Genomic DNA, 27,000 nt, shown 5'->3' with positions numbered 1-27,000 from the left:
ATGCTTTCAGTGATCGTCATCGGTGGCGGGATCAGCGGTCTGGCCGCCGCGTGGCAGTTGCGCGGCCAGGCCGATGTCACCGTCCTGGAGAGCCACGCCAAGGTCGGCGGGAAGCTCCGGACCGGCACCATCGCCGGCATCACCGTCGACGAGGGCGCGGAATCCCTCATGGCCCTGCGTCCGGAAGCCGTGGAACTCGCCGCCGCCGTCGGACTCGGCGAAGCCCTCTGCGACCCCGCGAAGGCCGCCACCACCATCTGGACCAACGGCGCCCTGCGCCCGCTGCCCGCCGGACACGTGATGGGCGTCCCCACCGACCCCTCCGCGCTGGCCGGCACCGGGCTGCTCTCCCCCGAGGGCGTCCGGCGCGTCGCCGCCGAGGAGACCCTCCCGGCCACCCCGCTCACCGAGGACTGCTCGGTCACCGAGTACCTGGCCGGCCGCTTCGGCCAGGAGGCCGTGGACCGGCTCGTCGAACCGATGCTGGGCGGCGTCTACGCCGGCCTCGCCGACCGGCTCTCGCTGCGCGCGGCCATGCCCCGGATCGCGGCCCTCGCCGAGCAGGGCACCCCGCTCCTCCCGGCCCTGCGCCGGATGCGCGCGGCGGGCGCCCCCCGCTCGGGGGCCGTGGCCGTCCAGGGCGTCGTCGGCGGCACCGGGCGCTTCCCGGCGGCCGTGGCGGAAGCCTGCGGAGCGCGCATCCTCACCGGGACGACGGCCCGCTCGCTCCAGCGGGTCGCCGACGGCCGCTGGCGCGTCCAGGCGATGACCGGCGACGGCGCGCTGACGATGGAGGCCGACGCGGTGATCCTCGCGCTGCCCGCCTTCGCGGCCGCGGAGCTGCTCCGCCCGCACTCCCCGATCGCCGAGGCCGAGCTCTCCTCGATCCCGCACGCCTCGACGGCCGTCATCACCATGGCCTTCTCCCGTGCGCAAGCCCATTTCCTCCCCGAAGGCAACGGCTTCCTGGTCCCGCCGGTCGACGGCCACACCCTGAAGGCCGCCTCCTTCCTCTCCAACAAGTGGTCCTGGCTGCACGACGCGGCCCCCGAGACCTTCGTGCTCCGCGCCTCCATCGGCCGCATCGGCGAGGACGAACTGCTCGGCCGCCCCGACCGCCACCTGGTCCGCTCGGCCATCGCCGAACTCCACCACGCGGTGGGCCCCATGGGGGAACCCCTGGCCACCCGCGTCACCCGCTGGGACCGGGGCCTGCCCCAGTACGGCGTCGGGCACCGCGAGCGCGTCGCCCGCATCCGGGAGGCCGCCGGCAAGCTGCCGGGCATCGCTCTGTGCGGAGCCGCGTACGAGGGCGTGGGCGTGGCCGCCTGCGTCGCGACGGGGCGCGCGGCGGCGAAGCAGGTCCTGGCCCAGCTGTAGGGCCCAGCCGTAGGACGCAGGCATAGGCCCAGGCGTAGGGCCCAGGCGCAGGGCGCGGCCATGCGCGCGGCCGGAGGGCTCGCAGTCTTCGTATCGGGCGGGTATCAGCGGACGCTCGGCTCTTCATCTGATCGGTCCGCGGGGCCGTGGTGAAGGGAATCACGGCTTCCGCGGCCCTATCGTTCCTTATCGGTACCCGCCCCGCCCGCCGAACAGGAGTCGTCCCCGTGTCCTCCCCCACCCCGGCTCCCGCCGCCCCGCGACCCGTTCGCGTGCTGCTGGTGGAGGACGACGAGCTGATGCGCCGCTCGTTCACCGTCTCCCTGGAGCGCTACGGGTACACGGTGCGGGCCGCCGCCGACGGACTCACCGGCCTCGAATCCTTCCGCGACGAGGAATTCGACCTGCTGATCCTCGACGTGATGCTGCCGGGTCTCGACGGGATCGGCCTGTGCCGCAAGGTCCGGGAGACCAGCCTGGTCCCGGTCCTGATGATGTCGGCGCGCGGCGACGGGCTGGACATCGTCGCCGGTCTGGAAGCCGGGGCGGACGACTACGTGGTCAAGCCCGTGGACACCAACGTGCTCGTGGCCCGCATCCGCTCGCTGCTGCGCCGCGCCACCTACGCCCCCGCCCCGGCGGCCGGACACGCCACGGCCGGTGATCCGGGACCGTCCGAGGGGGAGCTGCTCTCCTTCGGCGACCTGACCCTCCACACCGGCGGCCTGGACGTGGCCGTCGGCGGGACGCCGGTGGCGCTCACCCCGACCGAGCTGAAACTGCTGCTGGAGTTCGCCGCGCACCCGGGCATCGTGCTGGAGCGGCACACCCTGCTGCGCAACGTCTGGGACTACGGCTGGGACGGCGACAGCCGGGTCGTGGACCTGTGCGTGCAGCGGCTGCGCGGCAAGCTCGGCCGGGACCGGATCGAAACGGTCCGCGGCTTCGGCTACAAGCTGCGGCGCTGAGACCGGTGACCCCCTTCGAGCGGCCGCGGCCGGGCCGCGTCCCCCTGCGCTGGAAGATCGCCGCGCTGGCCGCGGCCACGGCCTGCCTGGTCGCGGTGTCGGTGGGCCTGCTCGTACACCTCTGGACCGCACGGGACATCCGCGAGCGGGCCGACATGCGGGCCTTCAACTCCGTGTATACGGCCATGGACGCCTACCGGCGCACCGGCACGTTGATCGACGGCGCCGAACTCGACCCGGCCGGGCTGCCCGCCGCACTGCGCAACCCGGACGACGACACCCGGCACACCGCCTTCGACGGGCACGTCGAAGGGAATCTCGGGCCGTCCGTCTGGGCCGCCCAGCGCGTCGGCGGCCCGAGCAGCCCGGTCCTCGCCGTCCGCGTGAACATGAGCCCGGAGTTCTACGATCTGTACCGGCTCGACCTGACCATGGCCGTGTCCTCGCTGCTCGCCCTCGCCGCGGCCACCCCCCTGGCGGTGTACGGAGCCGGGCTGCTCGCCCGCCGGCTGAGCCGGGTCTCCGAGACCGCGAGCCGGATCTCCGCCGGGGACCTGGACGCCCGTACCGGGCCCACCAAGGGCCGCGACGAGGTGGACGACATCGCCGCCACGGTCGACCTCATGGCCGACACCCTCGGCCGGAAGCTGCGCGACGAGCGCCGGTTCACCGCCGACGTGGCCCACGAACTGCGCACCCCCGTCGGCGGATTGCTGGCCGCCGCGGACCTGCTGGCGCCCGGGGAGACGGAGGACCTGCTCCGGGCCCGGGTACGCGATCTGCGCGGGCTGGTCGAGGACCTCCTGGAGATCTCCCGGCTCGACGCCGGGGCCGAACTGCCGGTCCACGCCCGGGTCCCGCTCGGCGAGGTCGTCTCCGAAGCCGTGACGCGCACCGGCTTGCCCACCGAGGTCGAGGTCGCCGGGCGGGCCGAGGGCGTGGAGACCGACCCGCGCCGCCTCGAACGGATCGTCGGCAACCTCGTCGTCAACGCCCACCGGCACGGGGACACCCCGGTCCACGTCACCGTCGAGGGCCGCACGGTCGTCGTGCGCGACCACGGCCCCGGCTTCCCCGCCGACCTGCTGCTCGCAGGCCCCCGCCGCTTCCACACGGGCCGGGCGGAGCGCGGCACGGGCCACGGCCTGGGCCTGACCATCGCCCTGGGCCAGGCCCGGGTGCTCGGCGCCGAACTCCGCTTCACGAACGCCCCGGACGGCGGCGCGGTCGCCACGCTACGCCTGCCGGACTGACGGCCGCCCGAACGTCGGGGGTGGATAAATCCAGCCCCGCCGGCGTTTGAGGCGCGGGGTCTGGGGCGGAGCCCCAGGGGGTCCGGGCGCGGCCCGGGGAACGGGCGAAGGGCGGGGAGGGGACTTCGCCCCGCGCAGCGGCAACGGGTGCTGCGGGGACCTCGCCCCGCGCAGCGGCAGCCCGCCCACCCGTCCGCTACCGGACCGATACACACCGGAGCGGCCCCCGATACCCGCCGGCCCGAGCCCCGATACGTCCCCCGGACACCCTTCGAAGTGCAGCTTCCCGCGCCCGAAGAGGAGTCCCCGTGACCGCCGCCCCCCTTGCCCCGCACCCGCTCCACGCGCCGACCGGCATCGCGGCCGAAACCGTCGGCCTCTCGAAGGTCTACGGCAGCGGCGACACCCGCGTCGTCGCCCTGGACGGCGTCAGCGTCTCCTTCCGCGAGGGCGAGTTCACCGCGATCATGGGGCCCTCCGGCTGCGGCAAGTCCACCCTGATGCACTGCGCCGCCGGGCTCGACTCCTTCGGCTCCGGCTCCGTCCGCATCGGCACCACCGAGCTGGGCTCCCTGAACGACGAGCAGCTCACCCGGCTGCGCCGCGACCGGATCGGCTTCATCTTCCAGGCGTTCAACCTGCTGCCGACGCTGACCGCCCTGGAGAACATCACCCTGCCGCTGACCATCGCCGGCCGGAGGCCCGACCGGCAGTGGCTGGACCACGTGGTGTCGATGACCGGCCTCGCCGATCGCCTCGGCCACCGCCCCGGGCAGCTCTCCGGCGGGCAGCAGCAGCGCGTGGCGGTGGCCCGGGCCCTGGTCTCCCGGCCCGCGATCATCTTCGGCGACGAGCCCACCGGAAACCTGGACTCCCGCGCCGGGGCCGAGGTCCTCGGCTTCCTGCGCGACTCGGTGCGCGAGCTGGGCCAGACCGTGGTCATGGTCACCCACGACCCCGTCGCCGCCGCCTACGCCGACCGCGTGGTCTTCCTCTCCGACGGCCGGCTGGTCGACGAGATGACCCGGCCCACCGCGGACCGGGTCCTGGACCGGATGAAGGCGTTCGACGCCCGCTCCCGTACGAGCTGACCCCGAGGCCTCCCGTACCGGGCCGGCCTCGCTCCCGTACCGGGCCGGCCGCGCTCCCGTAGGGACCAGCCGCCCGCCCGCACCGACCCAGCCGCCCGCCCGCTCCCCCGGGCCCTCCTCCCAGGATCCGCATCCCCATGTTCCGTACCGCCCTGCGCAACGTGCTCGCGCACAAGGCCCGCCTGTTGATGACCGTCTTCGCGGTCATGCTCGGGGTCACCTTCGTCACCGGCAGCCTCGTCTACGGGGACAGCCTGAAGCAGGCCGCCGTCGACCGGGCGAGCGCCGGCTACGACCGCATCTCCCTCAACGTCGCACCCGACACCGTCCCCGGAGCCCCGCCGGCCACCCTCGACGCCCGCGCCTCGGCCGCCCTGGCCGCGGTCCCCGGCGTCTCCTCGGCAGCGGGCCGGGTCGACGGCTTCGCCGCCGTCGCCGACCACGAGGGCCGGCTGCTGGGCAACGGCACCTTCCGCAAGGGCGGCAACTTCGCCCCCGGCAAGGACGGATCGGACCCCGCCTACCGGTTCACCGCGGGCTCCGGCCCGGCCGGTGACCACGCGGTCGCCCTCGACGAGGCCAGCGCCGCCAAGGGCGGCTACCGGGTCGGCGACACCGTGCGCGTCGGCACGGGCACGGGCGCAGCCTCGTACACGCTTCAAGGCGTCTTCCGCACCGACGCCTCCAAGCTCTCCCCGGGAGGCAGCCTGGTCCTGTTCGCCGACGCCACCGCCCAGCGGCTGTTCCTCCAGCCCGGCCACTACACCCACATCGAGATCACCGCCGCACCCGGCACCGACGTCACCGAGCTCCTCCCGCGCGTGGACCAGGTCCTGCCCAAGAACAGCAGCGCCGTCACCGGCGCCCAGCTCGCCCGGCTCCAGGCGAACATGGCCTCCTCCGACAGCGACACCATGAGCCAGATCATGCTGGGCTTCGCGGCGGTCTCCCTGTTCGTGGCCGCCTTCCTCATCTCCAACACCTTCACCATGCTGGTGTCCCGGCGCACCAGGGAACTGGCCCTGATGCGGGCCGTCGGCGCCTCCCGCAAGCAGGTGCGCCGGATCCTGCTCACCGAGTCCGTCCTCGTCGGGCTGATCGCCTCGGTGGCCGGCATCCTGGCCGGCACCGGCGTCGCCGCCCTGCTCCAGGCCTTCTTCTCCCCCGCCGACAGCCCGGCCGCCCCGCTGGTCCTGCTTCCGGCCACCGTGCTCACCGCGCTGCTGGCCGGCACCGGCCTGCCCGTGATCGCCGCCTGGGTTCCGGTCCGCCGGGCCATGGCCATCGCGCCCGTCGCCGCGCTCGGCGCCGCCGAGCCCGCGGCTCCCGCACGGGCCGGCTCCCTGCGCACCGCCTTCGGCGCCGCGCTCGCCCTCACCGGCACCGCGGCCGTGCTGTTCGGGGCCCTCACCACCGGCCGGGAGGCGCGGACCGTCATCGGCCTCGGCGCCGCCCTCACCCTGACCGGGGTGATCACCCTCATCCCGCTCCTGTCGCGGCCCTTCACCGCCCTGCTCCGGCCGCTGCTGGTCCGCGTCAGCCCGGTGCAGGGCGACCTCGCCGCCCGCAACACCGTGCGCGATCCCCGTCGTACGGGCGCCACGGCCGCCGCGCTCGCCATCGCCCTCACCCTCGCCTCGGGCCTGTCCGTCCTCGGCGCCTCCGCCACCCGGTACCTCGACGGCGCGACCACCCGCGACCTCAGCGCCGACTACCTGGTCAAGGCCGCCCCGGGCGGCCAGCGGATGACCCCCGCCACCGCGCAGCTCCTCAAGGCCGAGCTCCTCAAGAACATGCCGGACGCCTCCTCCAGCCCGCTCAACCAGTCCACCGAGTACCGGATCGGCGGCGTCTCCTCCGTCCTGACCGGCGTCGACCCCGCCACCATCGGCCGCCTCCTGCGCTACGAGGTCACCGAGGGCTCCCTCGACAGCCTCGGCGAGGGCCGGATCGCCGTGGCCGGCTTCAAGGCCAGGGAGAACGGCTGGAAGGTCGGCCAGACCCTGCCGCTGGAACGGCAGGGCAAGCAGGGCGAGGTCACCATCGGCGCCGTCTACGAGGCGGACCGGCAGAGCAACCTGCTGCCCAGCATCACGGCGCCCGACTCCCTGGTCGCCCGCTACGACCGGACTCCGCACACCGACGCGATCGTCGTGGCCACCGGCGGCGGACCCGGCCGGGCCGCCCTCGCCGGTATCACCAAGGCGCTCGGCGACAACCCCGCCCTGTCCGTCCTGGACGAGGAAGCCATCCGCACCGAGGACACCAGCGGCATCGGCGACCAGGTGAACGTCTTCTACGCCCTGCTCGGCATGGCGCTGGTGATCGCCGCGCTGGGCATCGCCAACACCCGCGCGATGTCCGTGCTCGAACGCCGCAAGGAGATCGGCACGCTCCGCGCCCTCGGCCTGGACCGCGCCGGAGTGACCCGGATGATCCGCATGGAGGCCCTGATCGTCGGCGCCCTCGGCGCGGCCGTCGGCACGGTCATGGGCGTGTTCACCGGCTGGGCGCTCGGCCGCACCCTCCAGGAGAGCGTCGTGGGTTACGCCCTGGTCATCCCCTGGGGACGGCTCGCCCTCGGGGTGCTGCTCGCGCTGGCCGGCGCCCTCCTCGCCTCCCTCTGGCCGGCCCGCCGGGCCGCCCGCGTGGACATCCCCGCGGCGACCGCGGCGCACTGACCGGCCGGGGCGTAGATGCGCGCCCCGCCCCCGCATGACCCGGATGGGTCAGCGCGGGGGCGGGGCGCGCGAGGCGCGCACAGGATGAGGACATGCCCACACACGCCCTCCGGGTGGCTGCTGCCGCCGCCGCTGCCGCCGCGTTGCTCGCCACCAGTGCCTGTTCCGACGGCGGAGGCGAGAAGAAGAGGGGCAAGGACGGCGCCGCGCAGGACGTCAAGAAGCCGGAGTGGGGGGAGTGCGAGGCCCCCACCCCCGCCGAGGGCGCCGGGCAGGTCCCGGGCAAGGACTGGCAGTGCGCCGTCCTCGACGTGCCCCTCGACTACGCCGAGCCCGAAGGGGAGACGATCCCGCTGGCGCTGATCCGGGCCAAGGCCCGTGACAAGGACAAGCGGATCGGCTCGCTCGTCTTCAACTTCGGCGGCCCCGGCGGCTCCGGCATCACCAGCCTGCCCGGCGCGGCGAAGGAGTACGCGGCTCTGCGCGAGCGCTACGACCTGGTCAGCTTCGACCCGCGCGGGGTGGGCCGCAGCGCGCCCGTGCTGTGCGAGGACGACAAGCAGCTGGACGCGTACTACGCCTCCGACTCCAGCCCCTCGACGCCGGAGGAGGAGAAGCAGTTCCTCGCCACCTCCCAGAAGTACAAGGACGCCTGCGAGACGAAGTCCGGCAAGGTGCTGCCCCACGTCGGCACCGAGAACGCGGCCCGTGACCTGGACCGGATCCGCCAGGCCCTCGGCGACGAGAAGCTGTACTACTTCGGCATCTCCTACGGCACCGAACTCGGCGGGGTCTACGCGCACCTCTTCCCCAAGAACGTCGGCCGGGCCGTCTTCGACGCCGTGGTCGACCCGACCAAGAACTCCGAGCAGGGCGCCCTCGGCCAGGCCAAGGGCTTCCAGCTCGCGCTCGGCAACTTCGCCCAGGACTGCGTGAACCGCGGCGACTCCTGCGTCCTGCAGGGCAGCACCGCCAAGGAGATCGAGGCGAACATCATCAAGCTCCAGAAGCAGCTGGCTGCCGAGCCCATCCCCGGCTCCGGCGACCGGCTGCTCACGGAGGACGCCGCGACCAACGGCATCGCCTTCGCCCTGTACTCCAAGGAGGCCTGGCCGCTGCTGGAACAGGGCCTGGACGAGGCCGAGGGCGGCCAGGGGCAACTGCTGCTCGCCATGTCCGACGCCCTCAACGGCCGGGACCCGAAGGGCACGTACAGCAACATCGGTTCGGCCAACACCGCCATCAACTGCGCCGACTCCAAGGACCGCTACACCCTCGCGCAGACCAAGGCGAAGCTGCCCGAGTTCCGCGCCGCCTCGCCCGTCTTCGGGGACTTCCTCGGCTGGGCCATGATGGGCTGCACCGACTGGCCCGTCGCGGGCGCCTGGAACACCCCGGACGTCTCCGCCCCCGGCTCGGCGCCCATCCTGGTGATCGGCAACACCGGCGACCCGGCGACCCCGTACGAGGGCGCCCGCAAGATGGTGGAGCGGCTCGGCCCCGGCGTCGGCGTGGAGCTCACCTTCAAGGGCGAGGGGCACGGCGCCTACAACAGCGGCGACCCCTGCGTGCAGCAGGCCGTCAACTCCTACCTGCTCGACGGAAAGGTGCCCGGCGCGGGTACGGTCTGCACGGCGTCGACCGCCCCGGCGCCGACCTCGCCCGTCTAGGCCCCCGCACCAAGCTCTGGAGCACGCCGGAGGGGCCGTACCTCGCGCGAGCGAAGTACGGCCCCTCCGGGTGACTGCTAGTAGACCGGCTTCTCGGGCTCGATCTGGTGGACCCAGCCGATGACGCCGCCGCCGACGTGGACCGCGTCCGCGAAGCCCGCAGACTTCAGGACCGCGAGGACTTCCGCACTGCGGACACCCGTCTTGCAGTGCAAGACGATGCGCTTGTCCTGCGGCAGGTCCGCGAGGGCGGTGCCCATCAGGAACTCGCCCTTGGGGATCAGCTTCGCGCCGGGGATCGAGACGATCTCGTACTCGTTGATCTCGCGGACGTCGATGATCTCGATCGGCTCGTCGTTGTCGATCCACTCCTTGAGCTGCTTGGGAGTGATCGTCGAGCCGAGCGCGGCCTCCTGGGCCTCCTCCGACACGACGCCGCAGAAGGCCTCGTAGTCGATGAGCTCGGTGACGGTCGCGTTCGGACCGCAGACCGCGCAGTCGGGGTCCTTGCGGACCTTGACCTGGCGGTACTGCATCTCCAGGGCGTCGTAGATCATCAGGCGGCCGACCAGCGACTCGCCGACGCCCGTGAGGACCTTGATGGCCTCGGTGACCTGGATGGACCCGATGGACGCGCAGAGCACGCCCAGCACGCCGCCCTCGGCGCAGCTCGGGACCATGCCCGGCGGGGGCGGCTCCGGGTAGAGGCAGCGGTAGCACGGGCCGTGCTCGGACCAGAAGACCGAGGCCTGGCCGTCGAAGCGGTAGATCGAGCCCCACACGTACGGCTTGTTCAGCAGCACGCAGGCGTCGTTCACGAGGTAACGCGTGGCGAAGTTGTCCGTGCCGTCGACGATGAGGTCGTACTGGCTGAAGATCTCCATCACGTTGTCGGCTTCGAGCCGCTCTTCGTGCAGGACCACGTTCACGTACGGGTTGATGCCCAGCACGCTGTCGCGGGCCGACTCGGCCTTGGAACGGCCGATGTCCGCCTGGCTGTGGATGATCTGGCGCTGCAGGTTCGACTCGTCGACCTCGTCGAACTCCACGATGCCCAGCGTGCCCACGCCGGCCGCGGCCAGGTACATGAGGGCGGGCGAGCCGAGGCCGCCGGCACCCACGGCCAGCACCTTGGCGTTCTTCAGGCGCTTCTGGCCGTCCATCCCGACATCCGGGATGATCAGGTGCCGGGAGTACCGGCGGACCTCGTCAACGGTGAGCTCAGCGGCTGGCTCAACCAAGGGTGGCAGCGACACGGGCACTCCAGGGTCATCCCCGCCTTTGCGGAGAGCATGTAAAGGTTGTTCTGTCCCGTAACACTGCCACGCCCTTCTTCATTCCAAGACACCCGGTCCGATCCGCGAGACGATTTCGTCCCAGTACCCGGGCATCGACGCCCAGGGGTCCCGGTCGGCGGCCCCGCGCCGGTCGGTGAACCAGATGGTCCCCGCGCCCTGCCAGCGGGCGATCCGCAGCGCCTCCTCCAGGTGCGTGCGCGGTACTCCGTGGACGAGGTGACAGAACGCCTCCGGCGGGTGGTCCGCCGTCCACTCCGCCACCTGCGACCACCGGTAGTCGGCCCAGGTCCCGGAGAAGGTGACCAGCTGGTCCGCGGTTTCCGTGTACCCCTCACAGGGGTGGGTGCCGTGTCCGAGGACGATCCGCAGGCCCTCTCCGAGTCCCCGCAGGGTGTCCGCGACCCGGCGCACGGAGGCCAGTTCCGCCTTCCCGGCCGGGGCGTCCGCGAGGTAGAAGCCGTCGGCTCCGTACCAGTCGCGGAAGCGGTGGGCGTCGGAGACGAGCTCCCCGAAACACCGCTCCCCGTCTCGCATCGCGAGATGCCCGAGGACCGCGCCGCCCGCCCCACGGAGCTTCGCGGCCGCCTCCGTGCAATGCGGGTCGGGCCGGCCGCCCGGCCCGTCCGTGACGTTGAGGACGGCCCAGTGCAGCGGCGTGCCCGGCCGGGTCAGCTCGGCCCACTCCACCGGGGCCAGCAGCGGATGCGCGTACCCGGGGACCCCCAATCCGAGCCGGCCCGCCTCCGTGGCCGCCTGGCCGGCGGCCGGCGGAGTGGTCAGATGCGGCACGCCGCCTCCATCCAGATGTCCGCCAGGGACTCCTCCAGGTTGATCCGCGGCCGCCAGCCGAGCCGGTCGCGGGCGGTACGGACGTCCGCCTGCTGCCAGACTCCGCAGCCGTCCGGGTAGGGGTACGGGGGCTGGGCCGTCGCGGCGGCGAGCTGCTCGGCCGTGGCCTCGGAGCGCGGGGAGCCGATGGCGGCGAGCCCGGCGGGCCGCCCGGGGTGCTGCCCGTGCGCCTGCGGGTGCTGGGCGTGCTGTCCGTGCTGCGGTACGTCGATCTCGTGCAGCGAGCCTCCGTACCCGGCGACCCGCGCCAGCACGGCGGCCGCGTCGCGCAGCCGGACCGCCCGGCCGGTGCCGATGTTGACGACGCCCTGGGCGGCCGACAGCGAGGCGGCGTGCACCGCCCGCGCCACGTCCCGTACGTCGACGAAGTCGCGCTGCACGCCGAGTCCGCTGAGCTTGAGCTCGCCGTCCCCGGACTGCATCGCGCGCCGCATGGCCTCGGCGAGCCGGCCGAGGGGGGATCCGGCGGGGGTACCGGGGCCGACGGGCGAGAAGACCCGCAGGACGACGGCGTCCAGGCCGGAGCCGAGTACGAGCTCGGTGGCGGCCAGTTTGCTGACTCCGTACGGCCCTCCCGGTCTGGGCACGGCGTCCTCGGCCGTGGACGACCCGGGCTGGCTGGGCCCGTACTCGGCGGCGCAGCCGAGCTGGACGAGCCGGGCGCCGCAGCCGCTGCGGCGCAGCGATTCGCAGATGGTGGCGACGGCCACGGTGTTGTGCCGGGTGAGCTCGCGGGCGCCGCCCCGGGTGGCGCCGGCGCAGTTGATGACGACGCCCGGGTGGACGGCGTCGAGGAACCGGGTGAGCGCGCCGGGGCTGCCGGTGGCGAGGTCGAAGCGGACGTCGGCGTCGTCGCCGCGGCCGAGCGCGGTGAGCTGGACCGCGGGGTCGGCGAGCAGCCGGTCCGCGACGTAGCGCCCGAGGTATCCGTTGGCTCCGATCAGCAGCACCCTCATCGCGCGGCCCCTTGGTTGGTTGGCTGGCCGGTCATCGTGATCCCTTCGTGGAAACCCCCTGCTTTGGCTGGGGGAGGAAACAAGGCTCCCGCGGAGCGGGAAAACGGCTGGGACTCGCCGCCAGGGCGAGTCGCAGTGCTCTGGCGGTCAGGCGGCATCGGTGGTCTTTCGTTCGGGCCTTGTGCTGTAGGCGTAGCCGTCTGCCCGCTGGAGGAGGCGGAAGTGCTTGTGCCGGACGCCTTGGACGGTGCCGTGAGCGGTGGTGATGTTGAAGCTGCCGGAGGATCGGACAGCGATGCGTCCGGTGTGGGTGCCCGCGTTCTTGCCTGTGAGAACGACTGCGCGGGCGAGGTCACCGGTGGCGTAGCCGAAGAACTGTTTGTGCCGGGGCATCCGCAGTCGGGGGAAGCCGTGCTTGTCCGGCCGGGTGCGGGTGTGGGTGCCGCGACCTGCACATCCGGTGACCAGGACCGTGGCAACGGTCTCGGTGATGGTGTCGAGCTCGCCGACCGCGAGGGCATCCAGGCTGTGGGTTTTCGCCAGCCCGGTCCGCTGCCGGTTCCACTTGGTGCGCCCACCACTGGCGGTGTGGGTGGGGAACAGGGCGTCGAGGGCCCGCCGTAGTGCCCACCTGGTGGAGTTGACGGCTGCCGCGTCCCGGAGGGGCGATTTGGCCCGCTTGACGATGTCGGCGGCCCGCCGGGGCGCGAACTCCTCCACCGGCCGGTTCGACTTGGCCTCGTTGCAGGGGATGCAGGCCAGGACCAGGTTGGAGACCCGATCCGATCCCCCCTTTGACCGGGGGTGGACGTGGTCAATGTTGAGCGGCACGCCGGTACTACCGCAGTAGATGCAGGCCCGGCCGAACTTGGCCAGCAGGTACTCGCGCACCTCCATGCCGTGAAGGGTGCCGTGCTGGTACTCCGCGCCTTCCAGTGGCTTCCCGGCGCTGATGGCGTGGGTGTCGAACGCGACCCGTTCCACATGCACGCTGCGGACGGGAGCCCAGCGGGCCAGCCGGTTCGTCCACGACAGGGTGGTGACCACGCGGTGACGGAGAGACGGGGCGAGCCGGCCCTTCGGCTTCGTGCGGTTGAGGAAACGCGGGGCGCGGTGACGCAGGTTCCGGGTACGGCGGCCCCGCCGGTAGGCGGCGCGCTGCTCCATCTTCTTGCGGATGGTCGCGCCCCGGTGATCAAGCTGGATGCTGTACCGGCCCCGGCGTTCCCCCGCCTCGGCGGTGAACACAGCGATACCGGTGTGCTTGCTGCCGGGGTCGATACCCACGCCCCGGAGGACTGGAGGGTGACGCCTCTGCCGCCGGATGAAGCTGCAGAGGTCTCCTCTCGCACAAGTTCCGCACCCGGTGCCTTACGGCCTTCGAGCCCCGTTTCGTCCCCGATCCGGGGGGTGTCTGCTGACTCGAATTCGAGAGCGAGCTGCTGAGGAAGCACAGCGCGGTCGGTCTTCTGTCGTGAGCGGAACGTAGCCAACTGGTTCACCTCCAATATGGGTGTTGGCTGGTGCTGGTAACGGCGGCCGCCAGCCCATCGGGCTGAAAGCCCCCTCCTTCAGGAGGGGGATCCCGTTACGTCCTGTTTCTCCTTGCTGGATGGGTGGATCGGGGTAGGGGGTACGGCGCTTCGGTGTCTGATTCCGAAGGACTCAGTGGCCTCCGTGCCGCTGCGCGTGCGCGGAGGCCCGCGACAGCGCGAGGACGGCAGGTACGAGGACTCCCGCAGCGGCGGCGAACGGCGCCGCCGGGAACGGGAGCAGGGCGAGTACGAGGGCCGGGGCCGCCGCGAGGGCTCCGCGCGGGGCTCCGTGACCGAGCAGCAGCCGGGTCAGGAAGAGCAGCACCGCGAGCGGTACGGCCACCGCCAGGGGGGCCCCGGCCAGTGCGGCCGCCCCCGCGGCGGCCCCGACGTACAGCGCGAGCGTCCCCAGGAGCAGCGGTCTCACCCCGTCGGCGAAGTCCTCCAGGGCTCGGCTCCCGGCGAGGCGGCGCCGGGCGCGGGCGGCGAAGACCGCGCCGGCCAGGTGCCCGGGGGCGACGGCCACGGCCAGGGCGATCCCGAGCGGGGTGCCGTGGCGGTGGACGGCCCAGCCGAGGGCGGCGGCGGCCAGCAGGTACACGGCGGCGGGGAAGCGGCCCCCGGCGGCCCGGCCCGGCCGGCCGAGCCCGGCGACGGTGACGAGCACCGCGAGGGCTCCGGCCCAGGGCACTGCGGCGGCGGCCGCGCCGAGGGCCAGGGCCCCGGGCAGCAGCGCGTAGCCGAAGCCCCGTACCGCCTTGGCGTGGACCGGGATCCCGGCCGGCGGGGCGGGCGGGGTCCCGTCGCGGGGGGTCCGGGCGTAGAGCTCCTCCGCGAGGGAGAAGACGTCCCGGTGGCGGAAGCGGGCGGCGGTGCGGTCGGTGATGCCGTGCGCCTCCAGCCCGGCGGCGATCTCCAGCGGGTCCACGGCGTGCTCGCAGAGCTCCCGGTGGCGGTGGAGCAGCGCCTTGACGGGATCCCCGCGGTGCGGGGGCCTGCGGCTCGGGGGCGGGTCGAGGGGGACGGCTTCGTCCAGGGGCAGGGTCATGCGGAGGCCTCCGTACTCGCGGCGTCCGCGGCCCGCGCGGCGGGCACCATGACACGGCCCGCGCCCGCGGCGGAGCCGGCGTCGGGCGCCGCCGCACCGGGCCCGGCGGGGCCGGTGCCCGGGTCGCTGCCCGGGCCGGTGTCCGGGGCGCTGCCCGGGCCGGCGGAGGGATCGGCCGGGTCGGGCGCCGGCCCCTCAAAGGGGGCGGCCGGGGGGCGGGGCTCGGGGTGGGGCTTGGCCCAGGTGGGGGTGGCCCAGTGGCCCGGGACCCGGGCCTCGGGCGGGTGCTCGAAGGGCACGCCGGTGCCGTCGGGGCGGGCCGGGCCACGGGCGAGCAGCCGCAGGTAGGACTCCTGGAAGGCGGCGACATTCTGCTCGACGGTGAAGAGTTCGAGGGCCCGCGCCCGGGCGGCGGAGCCGAGCCGCTGGGCCCGCTCGGGGTCCCGCAGCAGCGAGACGCAGGCCTCGGCGAGCGCGCGCGGGTTGCGCGGCGGCACCACGAGCCCGGTTCCGCCGATCACCTCGACGACGGCGCCGACGTCGGTGGACACGGTGGCGCGGCCGCAGAACATGGCCTCGGCCAGGGTGATGGGGAAGCCCTCGATGACGGAGGAGAGCACCACCACCCGCCCGGAGCCGTACGCGTCGGCCGGGGACGGCGCGTCGGGTCCGCCGATCTCCTCGAAGGTGACCGGGTTCTCGCCGACCGCGTGCGCGTCGGCGGCCTCGTCGGGGAAGAGCTGCGCGGCGAGCGAGCGGCAGTCGGCCAGGTAGCCGTGCCCGACCGCGTGGCCGTCCGTCCCGGCGGCCGTCGCGAAGATCCGCAGCCGGGCGCGCGGTTCGGCGCGGCGCACGTCGGCGAAGGCGTGCAGCAGGGCGATCAGGTCCTTGGCGGGGTCCACCCGGCCGACCCAGACGAGCGTGTGCGGGTCCCCGCACGCCGGGTCCTCGCCGACCGCGGCGAATCGGTCCGCCTCCATCCCGGGGTAGACCGTGCGCAGCCGCTCGCGGGAGGCTCCGCAGCGTTCCTGCCAGCGCCGGGCGTGCGCGTTGCCGGGGGTGAGCAGGTCGGCCTGGGAGTAGATCTCGCCGGCCAGCCGGGTGTGGAACGCCGCGAGCAGGGCCCGTACGGCCGGCCGCTCGTCCCGCGCGGAGTGCTCCAGGTAGTGGGCCCGGAGCTGGACCCCGTACTCGGTGACCAGGAGCGGCACTCCGAAGAAGCGTTTGGCCAGGAGCCCGGGCAGCGCCGCGACGCCGCCCGCGGCGGCGTGGCAGACGTCGACCTCGCTGAGGTCCTCGTACCAGTCCAGGGACAACGGCCGCAGCATCCGCTCCAGTTCGTCCACGAACTCCAGCAGGTCCGCGACCTGCGCCCGCTGTACGGACCTGCTCGCCTCCGGGGCACGACAGGCGGACTCCACCGCCCGTACGGCCGTCTCCGAGCGCAGTGCCGCGCACAGCCCGCCCTGCTCCGAGGCGAGGGCGGCCAGCCCGTACAGCCCGTCCGCGAACCGCGCGGGGTCGGCTCCGCAGATCCCGCGGACCAGCTCCGTGAAGGCGGCGGCGAAGCGGCGGCGCTCGCGGCGCCGGTAGCTGCGCCCGTCGTCGGCCGGCGCCCACAGCGGGGCGGTCCGCACCCGGGTGACGTGGGAGGGCAGCGGCACCCGGCCGCGCTCCTCCTGCTCGGCGCTGCGGCTCAGGGCGTAGAGCTCGAACTCGTGCTGGGGAAGCCCGCGCACGAGCCGGTCGCACCACAGCCTCGCTTCCCCCGTCGCATACGGATAACCACCTTCCGTGAGCAGTCCGATCCGCACGAGTGGCACCCCCGATCTCCCGTTTCAGGCGGTCTCCGTCGGTCCGGCGACCCGCCGGATACGAACTCAAGCGGATATGCCGAAGGCGCGACGGACGGTTGTCCGTCGCGCCACCGGAAGGGGTGAAGAGTCGTAACTTTCCCGTACGGTTCGCGTTCGAGCACGCTAAGAACTACTCAGAACCACGAGGAGCGGCCTACGAGGCCCCCGCGAGCACTCCCCCGCAGCGGCGCCGGCCGAGCCGGCGGGCGGCGGCCAGGGCGGGGTCGAGGGACGGGACGGCGGCCAGCAGTTCCCGGGTGTAGGCGTGCACCGGCCGGTCGTAGACCTCGTCGACGGGCCCCTCCTCCACGATCACCCCGCCCCGCATGACGGCGACCCGGTCGCTGACCTGACGCACCACCGCGAGGTCGTGCGCGATGAAGACCAGCGCGATCCCGAGATCCCGCTGGAGCTCGGCCAGCAGGGCGGTGACCTGCGCCTGCGTGGTCACGTCGAGGGCCGAGACGGGCTCGTCGCAGACGATCAGCCGGGGCCGGGGCGCGAGGGCCCGGGCGATGCCGACGCGCTGGCGCTGGCCGCCGCTGAACTCGTGCGGATACCGGTCGTAGTGCGCCTCCTCCAGCCCCACCCGGACCAGCAGTTCGCCGACCCGGGCCCGGATCGCCCGCTGGTCCCTCTCCCCCGCCGCACGCAGCGGATCCGCGATGGACTCGCCGATCGAACGGCGCGGGTTGAGCGAGGACATCGGGTCCTGGAACACCATCTGCACCCCGGGCACCACGCCGGCGCTCTCCACCCCGTCCCGCCGCACCTGCCCGGAGCTGGGCTCCAGCAGCCCGACGAGCATCCGCCCGAGCGTGCTCTTCCCGCTGCCGCTCTCCCCGACGATCCCCAGCGTCTCCCCACCCCGCACGAAGACCGACACCCCGCCGACGGCCTCCACCCGCCGCTTCCCCCGCCCGAACTCCTTCCGCAGGGAGAAGGCCTCGACGACGGGCACCTCCGGCTCCGCGACAGCCGATTCCGCCGGGTCCAAATCCACCCCCGCCAAATCCAGCCTCGCCGGCGTTTGAGGCGCGGGCACGGGCAGCGCCCGTACAGCCACCCCCGGCCGAACCCCCCGCACCGCGTCAAGCCGCGGCACCGCCGCCAACAGCGCCGCGGTGTACGGATCGGCCGGAGCGGAAAGCACCGACTCCGCCGAGCCCCGCTCCACCACACGCCCGTCCCTCATGACCAGCACCGCGTCCACGTTCTCCGCCGCCACCCCCACATCGTGCGTGACCAGCAGCAGCCCGAGCCCCCGCTCCTCCCGCAGCCCGTGCAGCAGGTCGAGGATCTGCGCCTGGACGGTGACGTCCAGCGCCGTGGTCGGCTCGTCGGCGATCAGCAGCTTCGGTTCGCACGCCAGCGCCATCGCGATCAGGACCCGTTGCCGCATGCCCCCGCTGAACTCGTGCGGCCGCGCCCGGGAGCGGCGTACCGCGTCGGGTATGCCCACCCGGTCGAGCACCTCCACCGCCCGGGCCCGGGCCGCACGCCGCGAAGCGGAGACGTGCACCCGGTACACCTCCGCGATCTGGTCGCCGATGGCGTAGTACGGGTCCAGGGAGCTCAGCGGGTCCTGGAAGACCATCGCGGCGACGGCCCCGCGCAGCTCCCGGAGCTCCGCCGGGGAGGCCGCGCCCACGTCGGTGCCGCCGACCCGGACGGTGCCGCCGAGCCGCGCCCCGGTCCCGTGGTGCAGCCCCAACAGGGCGGTGGCGACAGTCGACTTGCCGCTTCCGGACTCCCCCACGATGCCCAGCGCGCGGCCGGGCTCCAGGGTGAAGGACACCCCGTCCACGGCCCGTACGTACTCCCCCGGCCGGCCGACCGGGAAGTCGACGGTGAGGCCGGCGACGTCCACCAGCGAACCGTTCGTCATGCCAGAACCACCCTTCGGTCCGCGACGGCGTACAGCACGTCGGCGACGACACCCGCGAGCACGACGGCCGCTCCGATGGCGAGGATCACGCCCACCACCACGGGCAGGTCCACGACCCGTACGCCGTCGATGAGGGTCTTGCCGAGCCCGGGGATCCCGAACAGCGACTCGGTCAGCACGGCGCCGCCGATCATCGTGCCGAAGTCCACCGCGCTGAGCGCGATCACCGGTGCCACCGCGCCCCGCACGGCGTGCCTGGTCACGATGGCGCGCTCCCCCACCCCGTAGGCGCGGAAAGTGCGGATGTGGTCCTCGGCGAGTGTCTCCAGCGTGGAACTGCGGCTCAGCCGGGCGTACTTGGCGCTCTCGAAGAAGCCGAGGGTCACCCAGGGCAGCAGCATGTTCCACGCCCACTGCTCGGGGTCGTCGCCGAGCGGTACGTACGTGGGGAAGGGCAGCCACTGCAGGTAGGCGCAGACGGCCATGAGCAGCAGCAGCCCGAGGATGAAGACGGGGGTTGCGGTGGCGGCGAGCGTGAGCACGGTCAGCGCCCGCTCGGTGAAACCGCCCCGGCGCAGCGCGGACAGCAGTCCGGTGCCGACGCCGATCACGAGCCAGATCACCAGCGCGCCCAGCGCCAGCGACAGGGTGGCGGGGAGGCGTTCCAGCAGCAGCCCGGTGACCTGCTGGTCGTTCTGGTACGAGAATCCGAGGCAGGGCGCGTCGCAGTGCAGGACGAGCCCGGCGCCGCCGGAGGAGTCCCGGCCCACCAGCAGCCCCTGGAGGAAGTGCAGGTACTGCGCGACCACCGACTCGTTCAGCCCGAGCTGTTCGCGCACCTGGGCGATCTGGGCCGGGTTGCAGCGCTCCCCGCAGGCGAGGCGGGCGGGGTCGCCGGGGGCGAGGTAGAAGAGGGCGTAGATCACGACGGACAGCGTGAGCAGCACGAGCAGTGCGCCGCCGGTCCGTTTGAGCACGAAGCGGGTCACGCCGAGCGCTCCCTTCTGGTGCCGACCCGCAGCCGCGAGTCCTCGCGCGGGTCGAGGGCCGTGCGGACGGCGTCGCCGAGCACGGTGAAGGCGAGCACGGTGACGAAGAGCAGCCCGGCGGGGACCAGCACGTAGGCGGGGTCGGCGCGGAACCAGGTCTGCGCGCCGGAGAGCATCTGCCCCCACGAGGGGGTGGGCGGCTTCACACCGACCCCGAGGAAGGACAGCGAGGCCTCGACCACCATGACGGTGGGCACCTTGATCGCGGCGAGGGTGATGACGGGCGCGGCCAGCGAGGGCAGGAGCTCCCGGCGGGCGATCCGCAGGGTGCCGTTGCCCGAGAGCCGGGCGGCGTCCACGAAGTCCAGCTCCTTCAGGGAGAGGGTCTGGGCGCGCACCATGCGGGCGAGGCCGCCCCAGTCGAGCAGGCCGATGACCAGGATCAGCAGCAGGGGCCGCGGGAACCCGGGCGGGACGACGGCGGTGAGGGCGATGGCGATCACCAGCAGGGGCAGGGCGATCATCACGTCGGTGACCCGGCTGACGAGCTGGCCCACGAACCGGCCGCCGAGCGCGGCGGCGAGCCCGACGCCCACCCCGACGAGGACCTGGACGAGGGTGGCGCCGAGCGCGACGAGCAGCGAGATCCGGGCCCCGTAGAGGAGCCGGACGAACAGGTCGCGTCCGGTGCCCGGTTCGACGCCGAGCCAGTGGTCGCCGGAGATCCCGCCGAAGGAGCCGATGGGGACCCCGCCGCGGGCGGAGTCGACGAGTTCGTCGTGGTAGGCGTTCGGGTCCTGGCCGGTGAGGTGGGCGAACAGCGGCGCGGCGAGGGCGAGGAGGACGAGGAGCGCGAGGACGGCGGCCGCCGCCACGGCCGAGGGCCGGGCGCGCAGCCGCCGCAGCATCTGCCGCCCGGGGCCCGGGCCCGGGGCGGTGACCCCGGGCCCGGCCTGCGGCCGTTGGGCGAGGAGCGTCACTTGACCGCGACCTGCGAGATGTCGAGGACGCCGGTCCAGTCGCTGATGACGACGTTCTTGACGTCCTTGCCGACGAGCCGCTTTTGAAGTGCTCTCCCGGCTGAAGCCGGGAGACTCCTGCTTACCTTGCGGTAGCGGGCTTGACGCGGCGTGCGCGCCTGACGACTGCCCTTCCGGCAGCCGGGATGAGCGCGAGGCCCATCCGGTACAGGTGCAAGACGTTGCGGGCCGCGTTGTGGTCGGCGTTGCCTGACCAGCCGCAGTCCGGGTTCTTGCACACGAACACGGCCTGGGACTCCCGACTGCCCGGAGTGGTGAAGCCGCACACCGAACAGCGCCGGGACGTATTGGGGGCCGGGACCTTGAACAGGGCGCCGCCGTGCCGGGCGGTCTTGTACGTCAGCATGGTGACCGTGCGGCCCCACGCCTCCCCGCTGATGGAGCGGTTCAGCCCAGCCTTCTGGGCGACGTTCTTCCCCGGCTCCTCGATGGTTCCCCTGGCCGACTTGACCATGTTCGTGATGGTGAGCGCTTCGACCACGACCGTGCCGTAGGTGCGGGCGATGGAGGTGGTCGTCTGGTGCTGCCAGTCCAGGGCCCTGCGCTTGGCTTTCGCGCGCAGTCCTGCGATCTGGTCGTAGGTACGGTGCAGCCGGCGGCTGGTGCGCTCGCCCGGCTTGCGGTGCTGCTTACGCTGCGCCGCGCGGCGCTCCAGGTACAGGAGCTTGGCCTGCTCCTTCTCCGTCAGCCACTCGGCGTGCCCGTACATCTCACCGTCAGAGAGAGCGATGGGCACGGTGATGCCCACGTCGATGCCGACGTCCGGCCCCTGGTGCGGCTCGGGCTTGACCTCCACAGTCTGGACGCGGAAGGCGATGTGCCAGCCCAGCGCGTCCTTGACCAGCCGCGCCCCAGTGATCCGGTTCTCCGCGTCGGCGCCCCTGCCGACAGGCAGGTCCTTGGTCCACCGGAATCGGACCCGGCCCACCTTGGGGATATTGGCCATACCCCAGCGGCGGTGCACTCGGATGATGCTCAGGTCCCGGCCCTGCGGAATGTCCACGGACATCACCGAACGAAACCGCCCCTTGAAGTTCGGCGCGTCGGCTCGGCCGTCCCAGCAGTTCTTCCACGCCTGGAAATACGTCTTCAACACCGCTTGCGCGGCCTGCGCCGGAAGAACAGCAAGAAAGTCGATTTCCTCGCGGGCCTGCCGGATCGCAGCATCCGCATTCGCCAGAGTCCGCTTATCCTTCGGCATCATCCGCCACCACGCGTGCAGACAGTTCCACATCGTGCGGGCCGCGTGTGCCTGTCCATCAGTCTTCAACACCCCGGCAGGCGACAGCGCGAGCCGGGCACGATGCCCGAACTGCCGCTCAACGAGGATGTCTTGACTCATGAACGGGAACCTAGCATTGGCTCATGTCACCGCGCTGGAACCCTAATCCCGATGCCAGAACCGGTCGCCATGTTGTCTACAACCTGCACGTTCACTTGGCTTTCCTCACCAAGTACAGGCGGAAAGCGTTCACCGACGCCATGCTGACCCGCACCGAAGAGATCATGCGGGAGGTCTGCGCCGACTTTGAGGCCGAACTGAAGCAGTTCAACGGAGAACAAGACCACGTGCACCTGCTCGTGCACTACCCGCCGAAAGCCCAGCTTTCCAAACTGGTCAACTTCCTCAAGGGCGTCAGCTCCCGACGGCTCCGCCAGGAGTACGACAGCCATGTCCGCCTGCACCTGTGGGGCGGACACTTCTGGTCCGGCTCCTACTTCGCAGGATCATGCGGCGGGGCACCCCTGACCGATGTCAAGCAGTACATCGAGAACCAGCAGCGCCCCCTCTGACCGCCACCACAGAAGCGCAGAGCCCTCCGGCGCACCGCGCCTCCGACCCAAGGACGGCCTTCACCCCTCCCTGAAGGGCGGAGCACTGGCCAAGATCAGAGGTCGATCAACTCCCGGGATACACCCAGGGGTTGGGCTTGCAGTGGACGCCGTTGATGTCCAGGGACTTCGTCTGCTGCTGCATGATCGGGGCGAGCGCGCCCGGTGTCTGGCAGCTCACGTGGCCGTGGCCGAGCCGGTGGCCGACCTCGTGGTTGATCAGCATCTGGCGGTAGGCGAACATCTGGTCCGCACCGTACGTCGCCGAACCCTGCGACCACCGGTACGCGTTGATCATCACGCGGTCGGTCGACGCGGAGTCGCAGGAGACGTTGTCGATGGTGGTGTCGAGCCCGGACTTCTTGCACCAGACGCCGGTGGTCCCGGGGCTGGCGAGCGTGATCACGAACGCGGCTTCGCCGCCCGGCACCCGCTCGAAGGTCTTCGTACCGCCGTGGCCCCAGCTCCGGTCGTCGTTCAGCGTGCGGTGCACGGCCTCGGCGAACAGCTGTGCATCCAGGCCGAGTCCCTGCTCAGCGTCGACGCGGTAGCGGACCACCTGCCCCTTGCCGGGCGCCTTCGCCACACCGGGCACGGTGTCGAAGGCGCCGGAGCCCTTCAGCTTCTCGTCGATCGGGAACTGCTGCGCCATCTTCTGGTCGTACGTGAGCTCCGGCGCGGCCTTGAGCGCCGCGGAGGCGTCCGGGGTGGGCCGGCCGTCGGAGCGGGAGGCGGCGGCGTCGCCCTGGGAGGCGTGCCTGTTCCCCTCGTCGGCGGCGCGGACGTCGTTCTTGGCGCTGTCGTTCTCGGAGGCCGCCTGGCCCGCGACGACGACGGCGAGCGCGACGGTGACGGCCGCGGCGGCCATCCCGGCGTACGTACGGCCTTTGACGCCGCGCCCGGCCGCGGGCAGCCCCTGCTCCGCCTCCTCGACGGGGGTGACGACCGGGGTACGCGGCGCGGGGATCCGGCGGTGCGACCCGGTGGCGGTGAAGGCGTCCTCCGCGAAGCGGTCCCCGACGGCGGGGACGGCGCGGCGGGGGCCGGTCGCGGTGAAGGCGTCCTCGTGGACCGGGATCCGACGGTGCGAGCCCGTCGCGGTCATCGGCGAGTCGAGGGTGACCTGCGGGAAGCCGACCGCGGGGGTACCGAAGGCCGGGGTGTCGTAGACCGGGGTGTCGTAAGCCGGAGCGTCGTAGACCGGGGTGTCGTAAGCCGGAGCGTCGTAGACCGGGGTGCCGTAGACCGGGGCAGGTGCGCCCGTGCCGCCGGCCGCCGGCCGGGTGCGCGGGGCCCCGCGCCAGTCCCCGTAGGCCGCACCGGTACCCGCGGCCGAGCCCCAGGCTCCGCCGGGCTCGTGCTGTTCGGGATGGCCGCCGCGCGCTCCGGACACCGGCTCGTGGCGCGGCCCGGCCGCGTACCCGCGCGGGGCGGCGGCCGGCTCGGCCCACCCGGCCGGAGCGGGGGCAGCGGCCCTTGCACCGGCCCGTTCGGCCGGCTGCGGATGGCCTGAGCCGGGGCCGGGAGCTTTGACGGGCTCCTTGCGACTATGTCGTCCCACGTCTCAGCCCTTGCCGTCCTCGTCGGTGTTCATGGTGTGCACGGTGTTCATGACGTTCATGGCGTTCACGGAGTCCCCCTCGCCGGTGGCGTCCAGCAGCTCCCGGAAGGCGGCCGCGACCACCTCGGGGTACTCCATCATCGCCACGTGTCCCGCCTCGGGCAGGGACAGCAACCGCGAACCCCGGAAGGCCGCGGCGGCCTTGCGCGCCATACGGTACGAGACGAGCTGGTCCCGGCCACCGTAGACCAGCAGGGTCGGCGCGAGCACCCGCTGCGCCTGGCGCCACAGTCCGTGCTGCCCACCGAGGGTGTAGGCGTCGACGATGCCGCGCGAGGAACGGGTCATCGCGTCCCAGAAGTACGGGAGCGCGAGCCGCCGTTCCATTTCCTCGACGGCCGCCTCGAACGCCTCGGGTGTCACCCGCGAGGGGTCTCCGTAGCAGAGGTCCGTCACCCCCCGGGTGCGCCGCTCGGCGCTCAGACCGCGGGTGAGCCGGTCGAGCACCCCGGCCATGCCGGGTACGGCGAGCAGCGCGGTCGGCACGGCCGACTTCTGCACGCGCAGTTCGGGCAGGGCCGGGGAGACCAGCGTCAGCGTGCGCACCAGGTCGGGCCGGACGGCCGCGACCCGGGTGGACACGGCCCCGCCGAGGGAGTTCCCGAACAGGTGCACCGGTCCGCGCCCGGAGGCGTCGAGGTGGCGGATCACGGTGCGCGCGAGCCCGGTGACGGAGTAGTCCCGGTCGGCGGGCGGCGGGGACCAGCCGAAGCCGGGCAGGTCCACGGCCTCGCCGTCGACGGAACCGGCCAGCCGCCCCATGAGCGCGGACCAGTTCTGCGAGGAACCGCCGAGCCCGTGGACGAAGAGCGCGGGGGGCAAACCGGCCCGGACCGGCGGGCGTACGCGTACGTTGATTTCCAGCCCGGGCAGCCGGTCGGTGCGCAGCTGCTCCCCTTCGGCCACTCGCACGGCTCCCACCTGGGAAGACAGCGCGGCGGTGGACCGTACACCCGGCAGCTCGGTCGAAGACATGGGGCAATGTTACGAGACGATCACGCGGCTCCTCTTGTGTTCGCCGTCACAGATGCTTGCCGAACCGCCTAGCGGGGTATGCGGGATCCTCCTAGGCTCGTAGGTGGAAAGGGGTGGCTCCATGACTGTCGACCCTGCGGAACCGGACACCTTCCAGTCAGAGCAGCAGGAAAGCCTCGACGTGGAAGCCCCCGAGGCGGACGCGGCGGAGCAGAACGCGGAGTTGAATCCGAGCGAGGACGATCCGCTGACCCCCGTGGGCCAGCGCGAAGCCTCCGACGGGGACGCCGCCGAGCAGACCCGGGTGGTGACCCTGGACGAGGACGATTACCGCTGAGCAAGCGCTGACCAGCATCTCCGGCGGGTAACCGGCGGTCCGTACCGCGAGAAAACTCGGCTTGAACCCTCCAGATTCGGTTACCGAAAAGTACGATGGCCGCGCGACGCAAGGCGCATTGTGTTCTAAAGAAAGTGGGAGGCGGCGTGACAGCCATCGAGCAGACCGAGGCAGCGCGTCCGCGGGGCACGCGACTTCCGCGCCGGGCCCGGCGCAACCAGCTCCTGGGCGCCGCCCAGGAGGTCTTCGTCGCGCAGGGTTATCACGCAGCGGCCATGGACGACATCGCGGAGCGTGCCGGAGTCAGCAAGCCGGTGCTCTACCAGCACTTCCCCGGCAAACTCGACCTCTACCTGGCGCTCCTGGACCAGCATTGCGAGGCCCTGCTGCTCGCCGTGCGCACCGCGCTCGCGTCGACGAGCGACAACAAGATGCGCGTCGCCGCGACCATGGACGCCTACTTCGCGTACGTCGAGGACGAGGGCGGCGCCTTCCGGCTGGTCTTCGAGTCGGACCTGACGAACGAGCCGGCGGTGCGCGAGCGCGTCGACCGCGTCTCGCTGCAGTGCGCCGAGGCCATCTCGGACGTCATCGCCGAGGACACCGGCCTGTCGAAGGACGAGTCGATGCTGCTGGCCGTGGGCCTGGGCGGGGTCTCGCAGGTCGTGGCCCGGTACTGGCTGTCGAGCGAGAGCCCGGTCGCCCGTGACACCGCGGTGGGCCTGCTGACCTCCCTCGCCTGGCGCGGAATCGCCGGCTTCCCGCTGCACCCGACGGACGTCTGAGCGGACGTCCGAGCAGACGTCCGAGCAGCGCCGGCCCGGCTTTCCGGGCCGGCCCCGGCGGCCCCCGCCGGTCTGACCGGCGGCTGTTCGCTGCGAGCGTTTTCGCCGCGCGGCGGACACGTCCCCTCTCCGGGCTAATGTGGACCGGGTAACGGCGCGGCTGATCGCGCGAACCGGACCGTCGGAGGGACAAGGCCGTGGAGGTCAAGATCGGCGTGCAGCACGCACCCCGGGAGATCGTGCTCGAGAGCGACCTGAGTGCCGAGGAGCTGGAGAGCATCGTCACCGCCGCCCTGTCCGGCTCGGCGCCGCTGCTGAGCCTCACGGACATCAAGGGCCGCAAGGTCCTGGTGCCGTCCGAGCGCCTGTCGTACGTCGACCTGGGCGAGCCCAACGTGCGCAAGGTCGGCTTCGGCGCTCTCTGAGCCGAACGCTCCCAGAGCACTGCGGAGCACCTCGAAGCACCCCGAAGTACCGAGAACGGCCCGGTGGACGACTCCGCCGGGCCGTTTCCGTTTCCTCCGCTTCGGGTAGGACCGCTGTAAGAACACGCTCCCGGTACGCCCCGGTACGTCCGCCGTTCGAGAGGAACCCCCATGCTGCTGATCGAGGCGCTCGGCTCCGCCCTCCTGGGCCTCGCCCTGGCCGGGGCAGCCGTCGGTGCGCTCGGCCCGCGGCTGCCCTCTCCGCGGGCGGTGCTGGTGAGCGGAGTGGCCGGCGCCCTCTTCGGCGCCTATCTGACGCACACCGCGCTGGGCCCCGGGCACAACAACCTGTTCGCGACCCTCATCGGCGGTGCGCTGGTCTCGGCGGTGGTCCTGTCCCTGCTGCTGCGGCCCGCCGGCCGGACTGCGAGGCCGTCCCACCGGACTCCGTTTTCGGTTCCGACGCGGGGCTAGACGGCCCCACTGACGGGCAGCCTCACTGACCTACGGCATCGGCCCCCG

General features: G+C 72.8%; 23 protein-coding genes. 11 read left to right on the top strand and 12 right to left on the bottom strand.

The annotated features are described in order from the left end of the window. From hemG to AC3IYI_RS26690, 6 genes are all read left to right on the top strand, one after another. Entirely contained in the window at window positions 1-1,380 is a 1,380-nt protein-coding gene (hemG, locus tag AC3IYI_RS26715; RefSeq protein ID WP_489406119.1) for a protoporphyrinogen oxidase, read from the top strand. Between the two features lie 299 nt (window positions 1,381-1,679). Further along, window positions 1,680-2,348, top strand: coding sequence for a two-component system response regulator CseB (gene cseB, locus AC3IYI_RS26710; protein WP_489411679.1), 669 nt, complete (start codon window positions 1,680-1,682; stop codon window positions 2,346-2,348). A gap of 5 nt (window positions 2,349-2,353) precedes the next feature. Next, on the top strand, window positions 2,354-3,601 hold the full coding sequence (locus tag AC3IYI_RS26705) for a sensor histidine kinase (protein ID WP_489406118.1): 1,248 nt from the start codon (window positions 2,354-2,356) through the stop codon (window positions 3,599-3,601). A gap of 308 nt (window positions 3,602-3,909) precedes the next feature. Beyond that, window positions 3,910-4,692 carry an ABC transporter ATP-binding protein gene (locus AC3IYI_RS26700; protein ID WP_489406117.1) on the top strand — a complete coding sequence of 261 codons (783 nt, stop codon included), beginning with the start codon at window positions 3,910-3,912 and terminating at the stop codon, window positions 4,690-4,692. A 137-nt stretch (window positions 4,693-4,829) separates the two neighbouring features. Beyond that, window positions 4,830-7,373, top strand: coding sequence for an ABC transporter permease (locus AC3IYI_RS26695; RefSeq protein ID WP_489406116.1), 2,544 nt, complete (start codon window positions 4,830-4,832; stop codon window positions 7,371-7,373). A 92-nt stretch (window positions 7,374-7,465) separates the two neighbouring features. Then, a complete protein-coding gene (locus AC3IYI_RS26690) occupies window positions 7,466-9,043 on the top strand; it encodes an alpha/beta hydrolase (protein WP_489406115.1) in 1,578 nt (525 codons plus the stop codon). A gap of 77 nt (window positions 9,044-9,120) precedes the next feature. Here the strand turns inward: AC3IYI_RS26690 and moeZ are convergent, their stop codons facing one another. The 10 genes from moeZ to AC3IYI_RS26640 all read right to left on the bottom strand — a co-directional run bounded on the left by moeZ (window position 9,121) and on the right by AC3IYI_RS26640 (window position 21,844). Beyond that, window positions 9,121-10,299, bottom strand: a complete 1,179-nt coding sequence (moeZ, locus tag AC3IYI_RS26685) for an adenylyltransferase/sulfurtransferase MoeZ (RefSeq protein ID WP_327254829.1) — start codon at window positions 10,297-10,299, stop codon at window positions 9,121-9,123. 78 nt (window positions 10,300-10,377) lie between these two features. Further along, a complete protein-coding gene (locus AC3IYI_RS26680) occupies window positions 10,378-11,130 on the bottom strand; it encodes a spherulation-specific family 4 protein (protein ID WP_489406114.1) in 753 nt (250 codons plus the stop codon). After that, on the bottom strand, window positions 11,118-12,146 hold the full coding sequence (locus AC3IYI_RS26675) for an NAD-dependent epimerase/dehydratase (RefSeq protein ID WP_489406113.1): 1,029 nt from the start codon (window positions 12,144-12,146) through the stop codon (window positions 11,118-11,120). Before AC3IYI_RS26675 ends, AC3IYI_RS26680 begins: the two co-directional genes overlap by 13 nt. Window positions 12,147-12,293: 147 nt before the next feature. Beyond that, the gene (iscB, locus tag AC3IYI_RS26670; protein WP_489406112.1) at window positions 12,294-13,433 is read right to left on the bottom strand and encodes an RNA-guided endonuclease IscB; all 1,140 of its coding nucleotides are present in this window, start codon (window positions 13,431-13,433) and stop codon (window positions 12,294-12,296) included. Window positions 13,434-13,811: 378 nt separating this feature from the next. Beyond that, window positions 13,812-14,729: a hypothetical protein gene (locus AC3IYI_RS26665; protein WP_489406111.1), complete on the bottom strand. Its 918-nt coding sequence runs from the start codon at window positions 14,727-14,729 to the stop codon at window positions 13,812-13,814. Further along, a complete protein-coding gene (locus tag AC3IYI_RS26660; protein WP_489406110.1) occupies window positions 14,726-16,543 on the bottom strand; it encodes a DUF3492 domain-containing protein in 1,818 nt (605 codons plus the stop codon). Before AC3IYI_RS26660 ends, AC3IYI_RS26665 begins: the two co-directional genes overlap by 4 nt. 196 nt (window positions 16,544-16,739) lie before the next feature. Then, window positions 16,740-18,473 carry a dipeptide ABC transporter ATP-binding protein gene (locus tag AC3IYI_RS26655; protein ID WP_489406109.1) on the bottom strand — a complete coding sequence of 578 codons (1,734 nt, stop codon included), beginning with the start codon at window positions 18,471-18,473 and terminating at the stop codon, window positions 16,740-16,742. Then, window positions 18,470-19,462, bottom strand: a complete 993-nt coding sequence (locus AC3IYI_RS26650) for an ABC transporter permease (RefSeq protein ID WP_489406108.1) — start codon at window positions 19,460-19,462, stop codon at window positions 18,470-18,472. The genes AC3IYI_RS26655 and AC3IYI_RS26650 overlap by 4 nt, the downstream gene beginning before the upstream one ends. Further along, complete coding sequence (locus AC3IYI_RS26645; RefSeq protein WP_489411678.1) at window positions 19,459-20,370, bottom strand: ABC transporter permease; 912 nt, start codon at window positions 20,368-20,370, stop codon at window positions 19,459-19,461. Before AC3IYI_RS26645 ends, AC3IYI_RS26650 begins: the two co-directional genes overlap by 4 nt. A gap of 193 nt (window positions 20,371-20,563) precedes the next feature. Further along, a complete protein-coding gene (locus tag AC3IYI_RS26640; protein WP_489406107.1) occupies window positions 20,564-21,844 on the bottom strand; it encodes an RNA-guided endonuclease InsQ/TnpB family protein in 1,281 nt (426 codons plus the stop codon). 23 nt (window positions 21,845-21,867) lie between these two features. Here AC3IYI_RS26640 and tnpA point away from each other — a divergent pair, with 23 nt between their 5' ends. Beyond that, complete coding sequence (tnpA, locus tag AC3IYI_RS26635) at window positions 21,868-22,296, top strand: IS200/IS605 family transposase (protein WP_489406106.1); 429 nt, start codon at window positions 21,868-21,870, stop codon at window positions 22,294-22,296. Window positions 22,297-22,402: 106 nt separating this feature from the next. Here the strand turns inward: tnpA and AC3IYI_RS26630 are convergent, their stop codons facing one another. Next, window positions 22,403-23,896 carry a DUF3152 domain-containing protein gene (locus AC3IYI_RS26630; RefSeq protein ID WP_489406105.1) on the bottom strand — a complete coding sequence of 498 codons (1,494 nt, stop codon included), beginning with the start codon at window positions 23,894-23,896 and terminating at the stop codon, window positions 22,403-22,405. Between the two features lie 3 nt (window positions 23,897-23,899). Then, window positions 23,900-24,931, bottom strand: coding sequence for an alpha/beta fold hydrolase (locus tag AC3IYI_RS26625; RefSeq protein WP_489406104.1), 1,032 nt, complete (start codon window positions 24,929-24,931; stop codon window positions 23,900-23,902). Between the two features lie 121 nt (window positions 24,932-25,052). On the opposite strand from AC3IYI_RS26625, the gene AC3IYI_RS26620 reads away from it, so the two are divergent. From AC3IYI_RS26620 to AC3IYI_RS26605, 4 genes are all read left to right on the top strand, one after another. Next, window positions 25,053-25,268, top strand: a complete 216-nt coding sequence (locus AC3IYI_RS26620) for a hypothetical protein (RefSeq protein WP_489406103.1) — start codon at window positions 25,053-25,055, stop codon at window positions 25,266-25,268. A gap of 146 nt (window positions 25,269-25,414) precedes the next feature. Then, complete coding sequence (locus AC3IYI_RS26615; RefSeq protein ID WP_266904787.1) at window positions 25,415-26,053, top strand: TetR/AcrR family transcriptional regulator; 639 nt, start codon at window positions 25,415-25,417, stop codon at window positions 26,051-26,053. 197 nt (window positions 26,054-26,250) lie between these two features. Then, window positions 26,251-26,478 carry a DUF3107 domain-containing protein gene (locus tag AC3IYI_RS26610; RefSeq protein WP_489406102.1) on the top strand — a complete coding sequence of 76 codons (228 nt, stop codon included), beginning with the start codon at window positions 26,251-26,253 and terminating at the stop codon, window positions 26,476-26,478. 171 nt (window positions 26,479-26,649) lie between these two features. Beyond that, the gene (locus AC3IYI_RS26605; protein ID WP_489406101.1) at window positions 26,650-26,952 is read left to right on the top strand and encodes a hypothetical protein; all 303 of its coding nucleotides are present in this window, start codon (window positions 26,650-26,652) and stop codon (window positions 26,950-26,952) included. Window positions 26,953-27,000 lie beyond the last annotated feature (48 nt).

Source organism: Streptomyces sp. GL_148, assembly GCF_057834205.1.
This window is presented reverse-complemented; position numbering and strand designations above follow the sequence as displayed.

Excerpts from the sequence above, each read along its gene's own strand:
- AC3IYI_RS26605 (WP_489406101.1), top strand. The coding sequence starts at position 26,650 with ATGCTGCTGATCGAGGCGCTCGGCTCCGCCCTCCTGGGCCTCGCCCTG.
- AC3IYI_RS26620 (WP_489406103.1), top strand. The coding sequence starts at position 25,053 with ATGACTGTCGACCCTGCGGAACCGGACACCTTCCAGTCAGAGCAGCAG.
- AC3IYI_RS26675 (WP_489406113.1), bottom strand. The coding sequence starts at position 12,146 with ATGAGGGTGCTGCTGATCGGAGCCAACGGATACCTCGGGCGCTACGTC.
- tnpA (WP_489406106.1), top strand. The coding sequence starts at position 21,868 with ATGTCACCGCGCTGGAACCCTAATCCCGATGCCAGAACCGGTCGCCAT.
- AC3IYI_RS26645 (WP_489411678.1), bottom strand. The coding sequence starts at position 20,370 with ATGCTGCGGCGGCTGCGCGCCCGGCCCTCGGCCGTGGCGGCGGCCGCC.
- AC3IYI_RS26690 (WP_489406115.1), top strand. The coding sequence starts at position 7,466 with ATGCCCACACACGCCCTCCGGGTGGCTGCTGCCGCCGCCGCTGCCGCC.
- AC3IYI_RS26665 (WP_489406111.1), bottom strand. The coding sequence starts at position 14,729 with ATGACCCTGCCCCTGGACGAAGCCGTCCCCCTCGACCCGCCCCCGAGC.
- AC3IYI_RS26640 (WP_489406107.1), bottom strand. The coding sequence starts at position 21,844 with ATGAGTCAAGACATCCTCGTTGAGCGGCAGTTCGGGCATCGTGCCCGG.
- hemG (WP_489406119.1), top strand. The coding sequence starts at position 1 with ATGCTTTCAGTGATCGTCATCGGTGGCGGGATCAGCGGTCTGGCCGCC.
- AC3IYI_RS26695 (WP_489406116.1), top strand. The coding sequence starts at position 4,830 with ATGTTCCGTACCGCCCTGCGCAACGTGCTCGCGCACAAGGCCCGCCTG.
- AC3IYI_RS26625 (WP_489406104.1), bottom strand. The coding sequence starts at position 24,931 with ATGTCTTCGACCGAGCTGCCGGGTGTACGGTCCACCGCCGCGCTGTCT.
- cseB (WP_489411679.1), top strand. The coding sequence starts at position 1,680 with ATGCGCCGCTCGTTCACCGTCTCCCTGGAGCGCTACGGGTACACGGTG.
- AC3IYI_RS26655 (WP_489406109.1), bottom strand. The coding sequence starts at position 18,473 with ATGACGAACGGTTCGCTGGTGGACGTCGCCGGCCTCACCGTCGACTTC.